Source organism: Caballeronia sp. SBC1 (assembly GCF_011493005.1).
GTDB lineage: Bacteria > Pseudomonadota > Gammaproteobacteria > Burkholderiales > Burkholderiaceae > Caballeronia.
The window spans coordinates 389,859-406,554 of record NZ_CP049159.1 but is presented as its reverse complement, the minus strand read 5'-3'; the positions used below and the strand labels follow the sequence as shown (position 1 = coordinate 406,554).

General features: G+C 60.4%; 17 protein-coding genes and 2 pseudogenes. 8 read left to right on the top strand and 11 right to left on the bottom strand.

From position 1 onward, the window contains the following. Positions 1–106 precede the first annotated feature (106 nt). Positions 107–325, top strand: coding sequence for a hypothetical protein (locus SBC1_RS36815; protein WP_165107361.1), 219 nt, complete (start codon positions 107–109; stop codon positions 323–325). 52 nt (positions 326–377) lie between these two features. On the opposite strand, the gene SBC1_RS36810 is transcribed toward SBC1_RS36815, so the two are convergent. The 8 genes and pseudogenes from SBC1_RS36810 to SBC1_RS36780 all read right to left on the bottom strand — a co-directional run. Next, entirely contained in the window at positions 378–1,118 is a 741-nt protein-coding gene (locus SBC1_RS36810) for a Mut7-C RNAse domain-containing protein (protein ID WP_165107359.1), read from the bottom strand. 447 nt (positions 1,119–1,565) lie between these two features. After that, positions 1,566–1,958 carry a TerB family tellurite resistance protein gene (locus SBC1_RS36805; protein WP_165107357.1) on the bottom strand — a complete coding sequence of 131 codons (393 nt, stop codon included), beginning with the start codon at positions 1,956–1,958 and terminating at the stop codon, positions 1,566–1,568. 221 nt (positions 1,959–2,179) lie between these two features. Beyond that, positions 2,180–2,473: a universal stress protein gene (locus SBC1_RS40765; RefSeq protein ID WP_370469760.1), complete on the bottom strand. Its 294-nt coding sequence runs from the start codon at positions 2,471–2,473 to the stop codon at positions 2,180–2,182. Positions 2,474–2,606: 133 nt separating this feature from the next. Further along, positions 2,607–2,687, bottom strand: a pseudogene (locus SBC1_RS40760) (hypothetical protein); the annotation flags it as partial. A gap of 237 nt (positions 2,688–2,924) precedes the next feature. Next, complete coding sequence (locus SBC1_RS36795) at positions 2,925–3,110, bottom strand: DUF3563 family protein (protein ID WP_165107352.1); 186 nt, start codon at positions 3,108–3,110, stop codon at positions 2,925–2,927. A gap of 246 nt (positions 3,111–3,356) precedes the next feature. Continuing rightward, positions 3,357–3,560 (bottom strand): hypothetical protein, encoded by a 204-nt coding sequence (locus SBC1_RS36790; protein WP_165107349.1) that lies wholly within the window; start codon positions 3,558–3,560, stop codon positions 3,357–3,359. A 139-nt stretch (positions 3,561–3,699) separates the two neighbouring features. Further along, positions 3,700–4,248, bottom strand: coding sequence for a glycine zipper domain-containing protein (locus SBC1_RS36785; protein ID WP_165107347.1), 549 nt, complete (start codon positions 4,246–4,248; stop codon positions 3,700–3,702). A 67-nt stretch (positions 4,249–4,315) separates the two neighbouring features. Next, positions 4,316–4,528 (bottom strand): annotated as a pseudogene (locus SBC1_RS36780) (thiamine pyrophosphate-binding protein); the annotation flags it as partial. Between the two features lie 585 nt (positions 4,529–5,113). On the opposite strand from SBC1_RS36780, the gene SBC1_RS36775 reads away from it, so the two are divergent. Continuing rightward, positions 5,114–6,790 carry an ABC-F family ATP-binding cassette domain-containing protein gene (locus SBC1_RS36775; protein WP_165107344.1) on the top strand — a complete coding sequence of 559 codons (1,677 nt, stop codon included), beginning with the start codon at positions 5,114–5,116 and terminating at the stop codon, positions 6,788–6,790. A gap of 481 nt (positions 6,791–7,271) precedes the next feature. After that, positions 7,272–7,853, top strand: a complete 582-nt coding sequence (locus SBC1_RS36770; RefSeq protein ID WP_165107341.1) for a hypothetical protein — start codon at positions 7,272–7,274, stop codon at positions 7,851–7,853. A 178-nt stretch (positions 7,854–8,031) separates the two neighbouring features. Here SBC1_RS36770 and SBC1_RS36765 read toward each other — a convergent pair whose 3' ends face one another. Continuing rightward, positions 8,032–9,870 (bottom strand): DUF4157 domain-containing protein, encoded by a 1,839-nt coding sequence (locus SBC1_RS36765; RefSeq protein WP_165107339.1) that lies wholly within the window; start codon positions 9,868–9,870, stop codon positions 8,032–8,034. 887 nt (positions 9,871–10,757) lie between these two features. After that, positions 10,758–11,675: a LysR family transcriptional regulator gene (locus SBC1_RS36760; protein ID WP_165107337.1), complete on the bottom strand. Its 918-nt coding sequence runs from the start codon at positions 11,673–11,675 to the stop codon at positions 10,758–10,760. A 96-nt stretch (positions 11,676–11,771) separates the two neighbouring features. Here SBC1_RS36760 and SBC1_RS36755 point away from each other — a divergent pair, with 96 nt between their 5' ends. Together SBC1_RS36755 and hpaC are read left to right on the top strand one after the other, a co-directional pair. Then, positions 11,772–12,965 (top strand): acyl-CoA dehydrogenase family protein, encoded by a 1,194-nt coding sequence (locus tag SBC1_RS36755; RefSeq protein ID WP_165107334.1) that lies wholly within the window; start codon positions 11,772–11,774, stop codon positions 12,963–12,965. A gap of 13 nt (positions 12,966–12,978) precedes the next feature. Further along, positions 12,979–13,497 (top strand): 4-hydroxyphenylacetate 3-monooxygenase, reductase component, encoded by a 519-nt coding sequence (gene hpaC, locus SBC1_RS36750; RefSeq protein WP_165107331.1) that lies wholly within the window; start codon positions 12,979–12,981, stop codon positions 13,495–13,497. Positions 13,498–13,549: 52 nt separating this feature from the next. On the opposite strand, the gene SBC1_RS40315 is transcribed toward hpaC, so the two are convergent. After that, positions 13,550–14,251, bottom strand: coding sequence for an EthD family reductase (locus SBC1_RS40315; protein ID WP_241202527.1), 702 nt, complete (start codon positions 14,249–14,251; stop codon positions 13,550–13,552). A gap of 155 nt (positions 14,252–14,406) precedes the next feature. Between SBC1_RS40315 and SBC1_RS36740 the strand changes: the two genes are divergently transcribed. From SBC1_RS36740 to SBC1_RS36730, 3 genes are all read left to right on the top strand, one after another. Continuing rightward, the gene (locus SBC1_RS36740; RefSeq protein WP_165107327.1) at positions 14,407–14,859 is read left to right on the top strand and encodes a hypothetical protein; all 453 of its coding nucleotides are present in this window, start codon (positions 14,407–14,409) and stop codon (positions 14,857–14,859) included. Then, positions 14,856–15,794, top strand: coding sequence for an NADP-dependent oxidoreductase (locus SBC1_RS36735; protein WP_165107324.1), 939 nt, complete (start codon positions 14,856–14,858; stop codon positions 15,792–15,794). The genes SBC1_RS36740 and SBC1_RS36735 overlap by 4 nt, the downstream gene beginning before the upstream one ends. A gap of 175 nt (positions 15,795–15,969) precedes the next feature. After that, positions 15,970–16,692: an HpcH/HpaI aldolase/citrate lyase family protein gene (locus tag SBC1_RS36730; RefSeq protein ID WP_165107320.1), complete on the top strand. Its 723-nt coding sequence runs from the start codon at positions 15,970–15,972 to the stop codon at positions 16,690–16,692. The last annotated feature ends 4 nt before the right edge of the window (positions 16,693–16,696 follow it).

Below are 16,696 nucleotides of genomic sequence, written 5' to 3'. Positions count from 1 at the left end.
TTGGTGAATACCGGTTGCCGGTGACGCTCACGGTGCCTGCGTTCGAGGGTAGCGGCAGCGAGTCATGCGTGGATTCGCACAACGCTCCGGCAGAGATCTTGCGCTGATGGAATCAGAGAGCTATCGGGGGTACCGCGTCTGGGGCCACGCTATCCTGCAACAGGAGGATATCCTGCAGCCGGAGCGGTACGCTGCCAGCGGAACCATCACACGGAGCAATAAGCTTATTGAAGGTTCGGGCGTTCTTGGCCATTTCGATACCGAAGAGGAAGCGCAACATGCCGGGCTTGACTGGGCTCGCGCGTGGGTCGATAGCCACGGTTGACCGCCGTAGTTCCACTTGCACGCTTTTAGTTCAAAGGGTCGCCAAGGATGCATCAGCGGGCGATGAGGCCGTCGAGTAAAGCAAGCATGCGCTGTTGATGCTGGCCTTCCCAGAAGATACGTCCGCAGACCTCACAGTTGGAGAATCGCTTGTAGCGGTCGAAGACTGGCGCTGGCACGCGTTGCTGCACGAGTGATTTGTCAACGCGACGCAGCGGCGCGTTGCAGTGTATGCATAGCGTGAAGGGTCGCGCACTGCGCGCGAGGTCGAGCCGCTCGAAGACCTCGCGGAGTTGCAGCGCTGACTTGCGAGCGTGCACAAAACAGCCGTGCGTGATCTCGCGACGCTTGAGCAGGTCGCAATCGCGCGTGAGTACGATGCGGTGATCGCAGGAGGCGATGGTTACGATCGCGCTGTCGTCGAACTCGGTGTCGAATAGCGTATCGAAGCCGGTCGTGCGCAGCAGGCGCGCGAGCCCGCCGAGATGCACGTCCGCGACAAAGCGCGTCACCCGCAGCGGATGGTCGCGCAGGCGCAGCAGGGGCGTGACGTCGAACGCCTCGAAGATCGGATAGACGGCGATGCGATCCCCTTCGCGCAGGATCTGATCGAAGCCGGACGATTCCCCATTGATGAGAATCAGCTCAACCTCGGTATGCGGGACGCCGAGCGCCTCTATCATGTGCTTGACCGTCGCGGCGCGCGCACAGGCTCGTTCGAACTCCCGTTGGCGCAATGCAGGCGGAAGGAAGTCGTTCAGCTCTTCGTAGAAGCGGAAAGTTGCGGTCACCATTGGACAAGTATCGCACCGTGGGCGGCTGTGCATGCGCACCGAGCTGGCTCGCCACCACGGTCGTGTTTGCATCACTGCTCTGGTCGAGATGAGCCGCTCGCCGAAAGTTCCATCCAGCGGTCCTGCATAAGAGATGATGACGGCCAGTAACGCTGGCAGCTACCGGCGGCACGCATTAATTCCCTTTCGGAGCGGCGGACACTAACGTGCTTTCCGTGTCGCGATTCATGGCATCCGTTAGCAGCTTCAGCGGATGGACAATGGATGACGCGCGAGCGCGGTCACCTTGCTTCGGGCCGCGCTTTATGCTGACCGTGTCGGGCTCTGTCCGGTCAGTTACGCCATTCGACTTGCAGATGCGAATTGGCGAGAATCTTTGCGACGTCAGGGGTCTTCCTTCGATTTATGCCGGCGAGGGCTTGATCGAAGCTTGTGATGCGCGTGAAGTCATTGCGCCGGAAGTTGCCACGCGTCGCGCAGCAGTCTCAGGAAGTTGGCTTCCCGATCGCAGAAGCTACGGTCCGCCATGACGGCTTCGTTGCACAGATCAATGATGTCGCTACGGAGCTGCAGGTCGCGCACGTCAGCCGCCAGCCACGCGAGTGCCGCGGGATCGACCTGACACACGTCGCTCCAGCTCAAGTACCCGCAGCGCGTCAGGTCTTCGTACAGCGTTTGCACGATGGAGAGCAAACGGCTTCGATTCAACGACAGCCGCTCTTCCATGCCGCAGCGATCGAGCGCCTCAAGTTCCGTGAGCCCAAGGTGTCCGTCGGAAAGCAGACACGCCGCCAGGATACGGCCCGCTGCCTCGGGACTGTTGCAATGATAGTGACGCATTCTCTACTCCTTGCTATCTCGGTAAGAATGGCCCGGCGAAACGGACTATGAAAGGATCCAGGTGATTCACCGTGGCAATTCAATTCACCACATTCATCCTTTAACTAAGGATAACGAAATTATCTATGTCCATCGAAGGATTGGAGTCCATCGTTATGTAAATCTTGGACCGCCCGGTCGCCGGTCAGCAGCGAATGTCGCGATCAATGCCGGCACCCGGATTATCGGGCGTCAGCGGCCGGCGCCTCGGCCCAGCGTGTAGCGGCACGACGCGTTGAGCCGCCGATGACTTTGCCGGAGACGGTCTGAATCGGCGTGTTCGTATGGCGCCGAACCTCCGAGGCAACGTCCGCGCTCAGCCAGCGCAACCAGCCCGATTTCCTCGCGCCGAGAAGAATCAGGTCGGCACCCGACGCGTCGGCGGCAGAGGCAAATCGCTCGGCCCACCGAGACCGCCGATCGCGGCAGCGTGACCATGCTGGTTTCGGCGGGACGCGAATGGTGGTCCAGCACATCCGTCACTCGCGTGACGAGTTCGAGTCCCTGTGCTTCCAGCGCTTGGATGACGAGTCCGAAGTCATAGTCGATTGGCCCCATCAACCAGGGCGTAGGATCGACCAAGTGCAGCGCAAAAATGCGTGCGTCGTGTTTTTGTGCGATTTCGATGGCCGATTCCAAGACCGTATCGACCGAGCTTGCACTAACCGCAACTAGAATTCTTGTGAACATTTTGGGTGCCTTCTTGTAGTGGGACAGTGGAACACGCTGGCCTATGCCGTTTGTGATCCATGGCCGTATCATGGCGCGTCAGAATGAGAGGAAAATGAGCGCGACATAGGGTCCGAAAAACCAAGGATGACACTGTCGTTCTCCTCGTCGCCCTGACCGGTCACATACAGGTTACCGCCCGGCAAGACGGCGATATTCGAAGAGCCTGAGAACAACGCAGCCACGTTTCACGCGAGATCAAACGTGCCAGTCACGCGGCGCGCCATTCGAATACAGGGTGATCGGCTGGTGATTCATTTCGAAGGCGTGTATGCGGTGTTCGAGATCGGCGAAGTCGACTGACGACGCCAGATAGGACTCGCGTTCCTGGTCTTCGGTAGTGACTAAAAACTCACTCAGCGTTTTGGAAAATTTTACGAACATGATGCACTCCAGTCTGTGATTCGATTCATGGCAGACAGGCGGTCTACCGCGTCGCGACGATTGCAGCAGGCAATTGGAATCGGCCGTGAATCAGGGTGCAGCTCGTCGATGGACTGCATCGTAGGCCTGAAGAGTGAGCGGAAAATGAGCGGATAGTGGGCGATGCCATCTGCTGAGGTGTGCATTTGCGGCCGGCGGACTTTCTTTGGCGGATCACTGGCAGCTAGTAGCTGACAGTCAGGACCTTCACGAATCACCGTCAGCGACGAAGCCACGACATGGCGTCTCTGTTGTCGGCTTGTGATGGAATATACGCTCTTCCAGAGTACTGTCCGTATGGAACATTTCCGGACATTCAGCCTTCAATTTTTCGATCGTCATGTCAATATGCTCAATGCCGATCTTTGATGCGTTAATCAATTCAATTTGATAAGGATAGCTGATTTTCATGGCTTTAACTCCAAGGAAAATGGTTCAACAAATATAAGCGACAAAACTTAGTGCTTCGTTATCTACAGCAAGGTTTTCAGGAACACGGGAATTCGGGTTGTACGTCTCGAATTCGACAAAACCGGCTGGGTCGTCCGTATTACCAGTAGCCCACAGGTTGCGGATAGCCATAGACGATGGGCGCAGGCGCAAGGACAGGCGGCGGTGCGTACACTGGCGCGGTCGAATAGACGGCCGGGTGAGTGATTTGATTTCCCTTGGACGCCATGCATTGCGAATAAGCGGCGTCGTAGCGGGCTTGGAGACTGGCCGAGGTGGCCTGAGCGCCGTTGGCGCCCACGGCGCCGCCGAACAGCAAGCCAGCGCCAGCGCCGATCGCCGCGCCGACACCGGCATCGCCTGCTGCTGCGCCGAGAAGTGCGCCCGCTGCCGCGCCGCCTACGGTGCCGATCGCCCCGCTGCGCAGACCGTCGTTGCCCGCCACCGCCGATGGTTGCGAGGCATTGTCAGAGCGGAATGCATAGTCCCTGCACGCGTAGTCTTCGTGCTGGAATTTGCTCAGCGGCTCTCCTGCCGGCGGCAACGCGACCACGGTCGGGCCGGTGGGGGGAATGACGGCGCACCCGGTCAAGGCGAGGGCGATCAGGCATAGAGGTGTTGCCGCGCACGCGAGTCTTAAACGTTTCATGATATGGGTATCCGGTGAGTAGTGAGCACGGATGCCATGGTGACGTCGAAGAATTAGCGCTGAATTATTGGTGGCGAGGGGTGACGCGGCGCGGCGTCGACCTTGCCAGTCCACGATACAGCTCGACAGCGTGGACGCCGGGGATGCCGAACACCCGTTCAACGCCATAGCGCTCGAGTAGCTTCACGAGCGCTTCGCCACAGGTCGGTGAGTCGACTGGCTGGAGCGCGCAGTGTCCGCCTGGGTGACCGAAGAGCGGGATACCTTCAGGTGAATTCATGAGACTCCCGCGCATTGATCCGTTTCATCCGTCGCCGGTACATGCGGCGCACGTCGTCGCCGGGCTGACGTTCGGAGCAACGGAGGGCTAGGGCACGCTATTAGTGCAACCACGTGTCGATCTTGACCACGACGTAGTCCGCTATAAGCTTTTGCAGGTGAGTGGCCGGATGATAGGCATCGGCGAACATGTAGATGTTGTCAGCGTGGGGGAGGACTTCATCAATGAACGTGAACGCATTAATCCGCAGTACGGCCGGCGATGAAGGGAGCGCGTCATCCAGCGCGGTGTTGAATACGTTGCTGGCAGGCGTTGAACGAGCCTGAACGACTTCTGCCCGACACCCAGGCCGATAAACGGCGGCCGACTTCGCTCAATCAGGGGCAGACCGGGTTCAGCCAGGAGCCGTCACTCACCGTCTGTTCTGGCCCTGCAGCCGGAACGTCCGGTGCGCCAGTGCCCGCCTTGCTTTGTGGCCGGTGGGCGCCGCAAAGCGCAAGCGGTTCTTCACTCGTGCGGCCAGAAAAGAGACCGTCCTGCCCGTCCGGTCGGCTATCATGCCAATCCTCCCCGAAGTAGCTCCTTATGATTTCCGTCCGTAATGTCACGCTGCGCCGCGGCGTCAATGTCGTACTCGACGGCGCGTCCGTCACCTTCACCCCCGGCGAAAAGATTGGCCTTGTCGGCCGCAATGGCGCCGGCAAGTCGTCCTTCTTCGGCCTTCTCAACGGCACGCTGCACGAAGATGGCGGCGAGTTCTCGATTCCCGCTGCATGGAAGATGGGCCAGGTCGCGCAGGAGATGCCGGAGACCGAGCAGAGTGCGACCGACTTCGTAATCGAGGGTGACACCGTCATGCTGGCCGCGCAGGCTGAAGTAGCCGCCGCTGAGGCCAGCGACGATGGCATGCGCATGGCGCACGCCTACATGGCCCTGCACGACGCCGGTGCACATGATGCCCCCGCACGTGCCCAAGCGCTGATCCTGGGCCTTGGCTTCAGTGCTGCGCAGCTCAGCCAGCCGGTCAACAGTTTCTCCGGTGGCTGGCGCATGCGACTGCAGCTGGCGCGTGCGCTCATGTGCCCGTCCGACCTGCTGTTGCTCGACGAACCGACCAATCACCTGGACCTCGACGCGCTGGTCTGGCTGGAGGCGTGGCTCAAGCGCTATCAAGGAACCATGGTAGTGATCAGCCACGATCGCGAATTCCTCGACGCGGTGACGCAGGTGACGGTGCACGTCGACAACGCCAAGCTCGTGCGTTATGGCGGCAACTACAGCAAGTTCGAAGACATGCGCGCTGAGCAGATGCTGTTGCAGCAGGCCTCGATGGCCAAGCAGGCGGACAAGATCGCCCACCTGCAGAAATTCATCGACCGTTTCAAGGCCACGGCCTCGAAGGCGAAGCAGGCGCAGAGCCGGGTCAAGGCGCTCGAACGCATGGAGAAGATCGCACCCGTGCTTGCCGACGCAGAGTTCACCTTCGAGTTCAAGGAGCCGCTCAACGTCCCGAACCCGCTGTTGTCGATGCTGGACGCGAGCTTCGGCTACCCGGCACCGGCCGACGCACCGCCGGGCACGCCGCCGACGGTCATCGTGCGGGGCATCAACCGATCCGTGCTGGCCGGGCAGCGCATCGGCATTCTCGGTGCCAACGGCCAAGGCAAGTCCACGCTGGTGAAGACAGTGGCGCACGAGCTGGCGCCGATTGCCGGCGAAATCAGCGAAGGCAAAGGCCTGAACATCGGCTACTTCGCACAGCAGGAACTCGACGTGCTGCGTCCTCTCGACACGCCGATGGAACACATGATCCGCCTTGCCAAGAACACGCCGCCGAACATGCGTGCCCCCGGTCAGAGTGGCACCGAACAATCGCTTCGCACCTTCCTTGGCACCTTCAGTTTCAGTGGTGACATGGTCCATCAGGCGGTCGGCACGATGAGCGGCGGCGAAAAGGCGCGGCTCGTGTTGTGCATGATCGTGTGGCAGCGTCCCAACCTGCTGCTGCTCGACGAGCCTACCAACCACCTCGACCTGGCTACACGCGAAGCGCTAGGCATGGCACTCAACGAATTCGAAGGCACAGTGTTGCTGGTCAGTCACGACCGGTCCCTGCTGCGCGCGGTATGTGACGAGTTCTGGCTCGTCACCAAGGGTGGCGTCGAGCCCTTCGACGGCGATCTGGACGATTACCAGCAGTTCCTGCGCGACGAAGCCCGTCGCATGCGCGAGGAGGCTGCCGGGGAGAAGGCCATCGCTTGAGTTGAGCACCCCTTGGCGGTTCCAGTGACAATATATTGGTCGATGGGGACCACGCGCAAACATCACTCGACAAAATCCATAACGCAAAACTGCTTTCCATCAGGGGTTTTGTCTCCCGGTCCCTTCCCGGGCGTGGCCCTGCTGGCTGAAGTCGTAGATATCAGGGGGCGGAAGCTTGCTGAAACTCCACATAGGGCCGAGCACTGCTTGAGCGGTTTCGCTCGACGGATCGCTCTCTTGCTCGGCCTGGCGGGCGAGCGGCCGCGTCGCGAACGCATCGCGCTGGATTGGCCGGCGACTCCTCGAACTTGCGTCTGTCTTGTGCACACGTGGCACGTCGCGATGCAGCCGGACCATACGTGGCAATCGCGTTGCCGGGTCACGCCCCATATGGCATGTCCGCCAGTCACCGTACGGATTCAATTGTCGCCATGGACTGCCGCCACGGTCATGCGCCCGAAGAACGCCAGGGGAGTGCAGCATGGTTGATACAGTACCGACCCTGCTTACATTCCTGTGGAACGGCTCGGCCAAGGCTGGATCCGCAATGCTTGCCGGGAGTCTTAAGCACAGCATCCAGGTTGCCTCGGCGACGCCGTTGCCCGTGCAATGGAACCAGATTACACAAGCCCTTGAAGACCAGATCACGGGCGTATTCAATTTGGACCTTGTCAGCATGCTCATTAGAGCCTGGTCCGACATGGCGGAGATTGACGAGGCCACTGACCGGGCGCGAACGCCGCCCGGGACCACGCGGATCGTGACGCTGATGGAGCACGAGGTCGAACTGACCGATCACCCGGAAATCGTGATCGCAGTCGATGGAATGAAGGCCTTCACCGTCGACCTCGAGATCGGCCTGAGCATGACATTCAAATCCGCGACGCTGACCATACGCGATGGCAAGGTTCGCAAGATCGCGTTGGGAAGTGGGGAAGGGGCAATCTCGCTAAAGTCCGGCCCCGCGGTTTTATTGCGACACGCGCTGCCGGAAAAATCCTTCCCGGGCAGCATCGATATACCGGAAGGCGTTGCGCTGAGACCTGCATCGAAACGGCTTTGATTGGCGCGGCCAGTGAAGGTGGGTCGCATAGCGAAGCCGTTAGTCGAACGAGCAGTTTCCGTCGTCGCCTGGAATGCGGATTGAGTGCAACACCAGCTTTTCATCGGGCATCAAAGCGGGTAGGACAGCTACGTGTCCGAGCTTCGACGACAAGTATCGTGGCTTGGAGCAAGCTTACTTAATGTCCTGGCGTCGCTTGCTTCTTCTCCGCCCCGAGAATCTGATCCGCCATGTTCTGCCAATAGCGATTTTGTAGTGTGGCTTTGTCAATGTCCTGCTGGGTGCCCTTGTGCATCTGAAGATTCGCGAGAGCGAGCTGAAGATTAGCGACGGACTTCTCGAGCCGGTACATCACGTATTCACGCAGACCACCCAGCGGGATATTGCGCGACTTAGCGTAGTCGAACATGTCCTCAACGGAGGGGGTCACCAGAGGAATATCAATGACCAACATGCGCGTAGTCGTCAGATGATGTCCGCCGCCACTGATTCCCGTTAAGAAGTTTTGCGGCATTGCTGGATCTACGGGTTTATAAAGGTAATCGATTCCTGCGAGATCGATCATCGGTGAGGATTCGCTCGTATTCGGTTCCGGCGACATGCTGGGTTCAAAGAAGGTAATGACGGAGCTGTTGAGGTAAATCCAGGCATACGTTGTCACCTCGGGCGCAAACATCATCTTCTTTAACGCTTCGTCCGGATGGGCGTCAATCCACTCTCCCGCAAAATGGAGGAATGCATCGATCTGCTTCTGTGCAATCTTTGCGTCGACGCGAGCCTTCAGGTAGGCAGCCAGCACAGACAGGGCCACCGACGCGGCTCCTATGCCGATGTGCACCCCTATTTGGGAAGCGCGGCTGACGCCTGGCGTTTGTCCCGTCCCTCCCGTACTTGGCGTTGTTTCCCCGCCCTCGTGTTCGGATTGGGTGCCAGTTTCGCCGGGTGTCTTCTTTGCGGTCGGCGGCGTTCCACTTGGTGGTTCGGGATCACCTTGAGTCTTGGGCGGAGGGGTTTGCTTGTCTGGGCCGCCGGGCGCTGCAACGGCTGGCTCACCACCGCCTTCTTCCCCTCCCCCTGTGGGAGGCTGATATTTGTATAACGCTCCACCTTGCCGGAACGCTCCGTCGGGAAATGCTTGCGTCGGAACCTCTGCATCTTTCATGTGTATCGCACAATCCGGACATAACCTGCGGTTCACTCCCGCGGCCCAGACATCGAAGTGATTGGTTTCAGCACCCTCTGTGAGCAACTGTTCCGCGTCGTTTGGTGCGCCAACCTCTCCGCGCCCCGGCGCGCGCGCCGAGGGTCTCCACCGGGTTAAGCCCAGCTCTTCGGCGGCGGCATCAATATCTTTGCTCGACGCATTGCCCGAAAGCACATATACGAAACGAGGCTCGTTAGCCTCTGTGTCACTCTCTTCGGTGACAACTCCAATAGCGATGGTGATGTTCCGATAAAGTCTATAACGCGCCTTGGGACTCAGCTTCGCGTACAACTGCGTAAACTTGCCTTCAATGTCTGGCATCACGTTCGGGTGAGCGACTCGCGGCTGCGGTGTTGTTGTTGGCGTCGGTTGCCGCATGACGCGGCTGCGCCCAGACTGCTGGATGCTGTGCGCAAGCTCATGCGCAAGCAATTGTCTTCCCTCTCCTGTTTCCGGCTGATACTGACTTCTGCCAAACACAATGTCATCGCCAACCGTATAGGCGCGCGCGTGAACAGCATCCGCCGACCTTGCCGCCCTGTCATTGGCATGCAGTCGAATCGTTTTGAAATCATGTCCGAACTTCGGTTCGAAGAAGGCCCTTGTCGCCGGTGCGAGAGGCTCTCCGGCCGCTTCGAGCACTTCCTCCACAATTGGCGGAGCGGCTCTTTGCGAGCCCGCGAATAACGGACCGATCGTCGAGATACGAGGCGGATCTCCCGCCGGCATCCGCATCACACACTCAGCCACCCGGTCCGCTTCTTGCTCGAATGGATCGTCGGCTGCGCCGATCTCTAGCGGCTTGCACTGCAACGGTCGCTCCGTAACGGGAGCGCGAGCGAAATTGAAATGGACACCCTGAGCCACGGGCGGCGGAGCGAGGTTCGACATCCTTTCTTCTGGCGCCTCGGCTGTCTGGACATATCCATTTCCCGGCTTGTCGATCGCTGGTTCGGTCCGAGCCGCTCCCGCGCCGGGAACATGTAGGCGTCCACTTGGCCTGTCAGGCGGAAATATCCGGATCGTGCCGAAATCCCACGAAGGGCTTTTGCCGCCCGGATTGTCAATGTTGTCCGCCGGCTTACTCGCCTTGAGCGTGCGCCGCAATACCGGGTGCGAGGCCGACGCCGCCTCGCGCGTGCGCATCGGCCCTGGCGCTTGCCGGGTTGCCATGCCCGCATCGGCGAGGTCCGTCGCCCGTTGCATCGAGTCCGGGCTGCGTGAGAAAAACGAGGGCGCCGCGAAGGGAGGGCTGTTGGCTTTGGGTGTCTTGAGCGGCAAGGAGAACATGACCGTATCCTGTCTCTGGCGAGCCTGTTGCAGCAGCACGGACGAAGGAGGGCACCGTGGACCGGCCGCAAGTGTTAATCAAGTATAGGCGCGCGTTCCGAAGGCGCTGCCAGTTCCGGCGCCGCGCAGCTTCATGCGATAAACGATCGCGCCTCCGCCTCATTCACCTGAGTCGTCTGACCGGCCGCGTCCCTCGTGATCGCAAGTCCGCCCAGCGTCGTGCCCGGCAATGCCAAAGCCTGAAATACGACTAACAATCTTATGCAACAGCCTCATTAACAAGAACCGGGGTTCCGGTTCCAGGAGGCTCTCGATAGGGTGCGTTGTCCCGCCATGCCTCGTCCGTGCGGGACGACGATTGGTGATCGCGGTGATCGCGGTGGACGAGGTGGTTAATGTGCAGTGACGCCTCATGGCTGCACGGCGAACATATCCATGAGGACATCGCGCAGCCACTGAATGCCGGCATCGCTTGAGAAGCGCACATGCGTGTGGATTTTCACCTCGATGGGAGGCAAATCGAACGGTAACGTCAGCAACCGGAACGCGTGGCCGCGATTGAAGCGCTCGGCAATGCTGCGTGGAAAGATCACCGCGAGATCGGTCGTCCGGACTATCTCCGGCGCGACGATGAAATGCGGCAGCCGCAGCACGATCTCGCGCTCCATGCCGAGTTCGGAGAGCCATTGCTCAATCATCCGGTGCCCCGTGGCGTTCGTGCTTGCATAGACGTATCGCAAACTAGCCAAATTCTGCTTCGACGCCTTTTTCCCCTTCAGCGGATGTCCCGCGCGAACCAGGCACACGTGCTCGTCCGAAAACAGCGTGTCGCCTATACACCCTTCCTCCAGCCCCGGCACGTAGCCGAGCGCGAGATCGATCTCGCCCGCACGCATGGCCGCGCCCGCGGACTCGGATGCGAGCTGCACGATCTCGAAGCGAACCTTCGGCGCGGTGCTTTCCAGCGCGGCGAGTAACGGCGGCAAGAAGTAGAACTCCGACATATCCGACATCGATATCTTGAACACGCGCGATGCAGTTGCGGGATCGAAGTGACCGTGTGCCTGCATTGCAAGGCTGATGATGCCGAACGCTTCATCCAGCGGACCATGAAGACGGACCGCAGCCTCGGTCGGCACCATGGTTTGCGGTGTCCGCACGAACAGGGGATCGTCGAACAACGTGCGCAGGCGCCGCAGCGAATGACTCACGGCAGGTTGCGTCAAGCCAAGCCGCTCGCCTGCCGCGGTGAGGCTGCGCAAGTCCCAGATCGCGAGGAATACTCGCAGCAGGTTGAGGTCGGTGAGAGCGCTATTCGTCTGGTTCATGGCATCCATTAATGGTGCGAATTTGACGCATGGGTGGGTCGATTCTATCTTGAGGGCAAGCCATTTCACCGATACAAATACACGCCGGAGCCCCTGATGAATCTCGTAGACGATCCCAAGCTGGCGACTCTCACCCGCGCGTCGAGCGCAATCGCCAATCCGCTCGCGCTGGACGATGTCATCGCGGAAATCGCCGCACGCCGCGATGAATTCGATCGACTCTCGCATGTCCCCCGCGACATGATCGCGACCATGAAACGCGCGCGGATTTTCCGCGCCAGCACGCCTAAATGTTTTGGCGGCGACGCGCTCGCGCCCGCTGACTTCCTTCGCATGCTGGAACGCATCGCGGTGGCGGATGGATCTACGGCATGGGTGGCCGCGTTCGGCTCGGCCAATGTCTATCTCGCGGCGTTGCCTGTTGAGATCCAGCGTGAAATCTATGCAGACGGTCCGGATCAGGTATTCGCCGGCGGTCTTTACCCGGTGCAACCGGCCGTCGCCGGCGCGGGAGGCTGGACCGTGAGCGGGCAATGGCACTTCGCGAGCGGCTGCAAGGGCGCGGACTGGATCGGCGTGGGCATCGGCGGGGCGCCCGCTGGAGGCGATAGTCCGAACGCGGGCAAGCCTTTGACGGCGGTGTTTCGTGCGGAAGAAGTCGAGATCGTCGATAACTGGAACGTGGTCGGCATGCAGGGCACGGGCAGCCATGACCTGCGCCTGAAGGACAAGTTCGTCGCCGATCCGTGGACGTTCGTGCGCGGCGGCAGCGCGATAATCGATGAACCCTTGTACAAATATCCCGCCGTGTCGTATCAGGCGGAAGTCCATGCCGCCGTCAACGTTGGACTGGCACGCGCGGCGCTCGACCTGGCCGCGGAGATTTCGGGCGGCGCGAAAACCACGACCGGCGCGCCGCGTCTGGCGGATCGCGCCTACTTCCGAATCGAGCTGGGCCGCGCCGAAGCGCAATGGCGCAGCGCCCGCGCGTTCTTCTATGAAGCGTCCGAAGATGCGTGGAACTCGATCATGGCGGGCAACCCGGTTACGCTCGAGCAAACGAGCCTGTTGCGCCTGAGCGCCACGCACGCCGCCCATATATGCGCGGATGTTGTCCAGCAGGCTTACAGGTTGGCCGGTGTCGCGGCAATCTACCGGAACCACCGCATGCAGCAGCTCGTTCGCGACTCCATGGTCGTCACGCAGCACGCCTTTTTGGGCGAAGCGACCTATGACGGCGCCGGCGCCATTTTCGCGGGCATCGCGCCCACGATCACGCCGTATCCGTAAGCTGGGAGAGAGCATGAACGAAGTCGATAACCGCACGCTGTTCCGCGAAGCCATGGCGCATCTGTCGGCGGCGGTGAATATCATTACGACCGATGGCCCGCATGGCCGCTGCGGCATTACGGCAAGCGCGGTCTGTTCGGTAACGGATAGCCCGCCTACCATGCTCGTCTGCGTGAACCAGTCGAGCGCCGCGCACGCGGTGTTCGCAGGGAATGGGCAAGTCTGCATCAATGTACTGCCCGGCAATCAGCAGGAGCTTGCGCGGCATTTCGCCGGAATGACCAGGCTGCCGATGAACGCCCGCTTCGAGCAGCAGACCTGGACCGCAGGACTCCTTGGCACGCCCGTTCTGACCGATGCGCTCGCGAGCCTCGAAGGGCGGATTGTCGAGCGCAAGATAGTCGGGTCGCACTCCGTGATGTTCGTGGAAATCGCCGACATGGTGGTGCGCCACGACGGCGATAGCCTGATCTATTTCGATCGCGATTTTCATCGGCTGGCGCGGGTGGCGAGAGCGTCGGCCGCTTGCTGAACGCGTGGGGCACGCTCACGCGCCGGTCAGCCGTGCGTGACGTCACGCGAAGTCACCTGAAGTCACGCGCGACGCTGATCATCGGGAAATGCAGGTTCGCGCCGCTGAATGGCGGGAAGTTCTTGAAGTCGGCGCGCATCTCGTGGCGCACCGGCGAGGCCAGCGCGGCGTTCAACACGTCGGGCGAATCGAAGACGACCTTGTTACGTTGCATCGCGTTCGAGCGTGTCACCGGTAGCGCGCCGCGATAATCCATCCGCGTGTAGATCTCGATCTCCCGAATGCCGGGAAAGCGCGCCATGATCGGCGGATGGCTATCAATGTAATGACCTAGCCACGCGTTCAAATCGTCAGCAGGACCTTCATAGCTGACCAGGTAGGTGCAACGCGTATCAGCGGCTGGTTGCGTGTCAGGGTCCTGCACCGGGTACCGCCGCACGGCCATGACCTGTTGTGTCAGGTCGCATTTTTTCAACCCTGTCAGATTCAACAGCGCATGCGCGCTGCCGCCTTCGCGCAAGACGTTTTCGAGCGCATCAACGCTCTCGAAATAAAACTGCAGTGTGCAACGCGGCGGTTTCTCGGCGTGAAGGTACGGGTCGTTCGCGCCGCCTTCCACGGGCACGTGAACCACGGCGCGCTTGATGCCGGGGAAGGTCGCGGCAAGATCGTGAATTCCGTGGGCATCAATCGTTTGAGTCACGTTGGTCGTGGCGGCGCGCTCGGTCGCGATCAGAAAGAGGCAGACATCCATGGGTTTTGCTTCCGGTTGGACAGGCTGAAACGATTTGGAAACGTCGCTTGACGAACAATGTTTCCGATAATAATCTGAATTCAGAATGTTGTAAAAAGCTTTGAGTGTGATGCTTGTGTTCACGCCCTTTTTGAAACCCTGACTGGAAACCCAAGGTGATCGATTCACATTGTCATAGCAGCAGCATTCGCGTTCAGGCTGACGCTCAACGAGCATTTGTGCTGATGGCCGACGGGGAGCGTCAAGGCAAGTGGGCGCTAGGAAGCTGGAAGCGCAGAACGGTTGGGCCGCAGACGTTTGTTGGTGAATCGGTGTTCACGGGCGTTGAAACCTGGGTCCGGATTCATGCGGATCCGGTTGCTTTGACAATCAATTACGAAGTCGGTGGCAATGAACACGGCCTGCGATTCCGCAACGCCGCTCGCGTATTCGATGGACCGGTTTTGGGGCATCCGCCAGGCACGGCGGTCATCACGCTTTTCACGTGGCGGCTCGCCACGCAATCCGACGACGCATGGGCGCAAATCTGTTCGACGCACGAAACCGAGATGTTCCTGATCCGGGCGTTGCTTGAATCGGGTCGTGACAGCGACGCTCCATCGGCATGAAAGCGATCCGCTATTCGCAATACGGCTCGCCCGATGTCCTCGAACTTGTCACGCTCGACGACCCTGTCGCGGGACCGGGCGAAGTCCGTGTTCGCCTGAAGGCCGCGGGGATATCGCCGATTGATGCAAAGCTGCGCTCCGGTGCGTTGCAAGCGCATTTCTCACTGACATTTCCGAAGATTCCGGGACGTGACGGTGTAGGCGTCATCGATCAAATAGGAGAGGATGTAGCAGGGTTTTCCATAGGCGATGAGGTGTGCGTTGCGGCCGACCCGACGTGCGGCGGGACCTACGCCGAAGCGATCGTTTGTGCGTCAGCACGCGTGGTGAGAACGCCGCCCAACCTCTCGACGTCACAAGCCGCTGCATTGCTTCAGCCCGGCGTCAGCGCATGGATCCCGATGTGTCGGACCGCGATACTTACAGAAGGCATGAGCGTGCTGATTCATGGTGGCTCGGGTGCGGTCGGCGGCCAGATGATCCAGCTCGCGCGCCATCTCGGGCTTAACGTGACAACGACCTGCCGCGCGGAGAATATCGACTATGTGCTGGGGCTCGGCGCGCATCGGGCAGTGGCCTACGATCGCGATGACTTCGGCTCGCTGCGTGATATGGATGCTGTGTTCGATCTCATCGGCGGCGAGACGCATGCGAGGTCATATCAGGTACTGAAAACGGGTGGTCAACTCGTCTACCTGAGCGCGGCGCCGTTTGAAAACCAGGCTAAAAAATACGGCGTCAGTATCACCCGCGCGCTGATTTCTGACGCGCCCGAAGCGCTCCACGCAGTCGCGCAACTCGCCGCCCAAGGCGTGCTCATACCGAACGTATTGGCCACGCTCCCACTCGCTGCCGCCGCCGATGCTCACCGCCAGTTTGAAGCCGGTCAGGTCACGCGCGGCCGGATCGTGCTAAACATGGAGGACGGAGGTTGAAAACGCTTGACGCCCAATTTTTAACCCAATAATCTGAATTCAGAATGTCGTAAACGCGGTTTAAGGTCAGTTGATTATCGAGTTTCGACCCGCGCGTTCCAACCCCGTTTCTGAAGAAGTCCTCGCCGCTAATTCGATGCAAACAATTTCCGATGTCCGCCCGGTGCCCCAGTCGATGCAAACAGCCTTCGCGGAAAAACGCGCTTTGTCCTGCGTGTGGTTTGCAATGGGCAGCACGCCGCTCGTGGAGATCGGCATGACGGCCGCGCCGGATTTGATCGTGATTGACCGGCAGCATGGGTTGTGGGAACGCACCGCGCTCGAAGCGGTGATCGGCCAGGTGCGGCATCAGGTTCCGGTGATCGTGCGCGTGGGCGAGAACTCGGCTCAGGCGATTTCGGAAGCGCTGGATGCGGGCGCGGCGTCTGCGCTGGTTCCGTTAATCGAATCCGCCGATGAAGCTCGCTGCGCCGTTTCCTTCGGCCGATATCCGCCCTTTGGACAGCGCTCCGCAGGCGGTGTCAGGCCGCTGATTGCCGGCATGGCAGCGATGAAAAACGACGGCGAGCGGATCTCGATTGGCGTGATGATCGAGACGGTTGCGGGCGTGGAGCAAGTCGAAGCAATCGCTTCCGTAGAAGGGCTGGGCTACCTGTTTATCGGCACCGGCGACCTGTCGTTGTCGCGAGGCGATGTCGCGCCCGACGTGATCGAAGAGGACTGCGCGCGAATTTTGAAAGCCGCCCGCGCGAACAACCTTCCATGCGGCATCTACACCGGCTCGACGCAGGCCGCGCTGGCCGCCCGCGCGCTCGGCTTCGATTTCGTCGTGGCCGCAAGCGATATCGAAGTGGTGCGTGCGGGCTTCGAACAAGCCGTCACAGCGCTTAAAGACTGAGCCG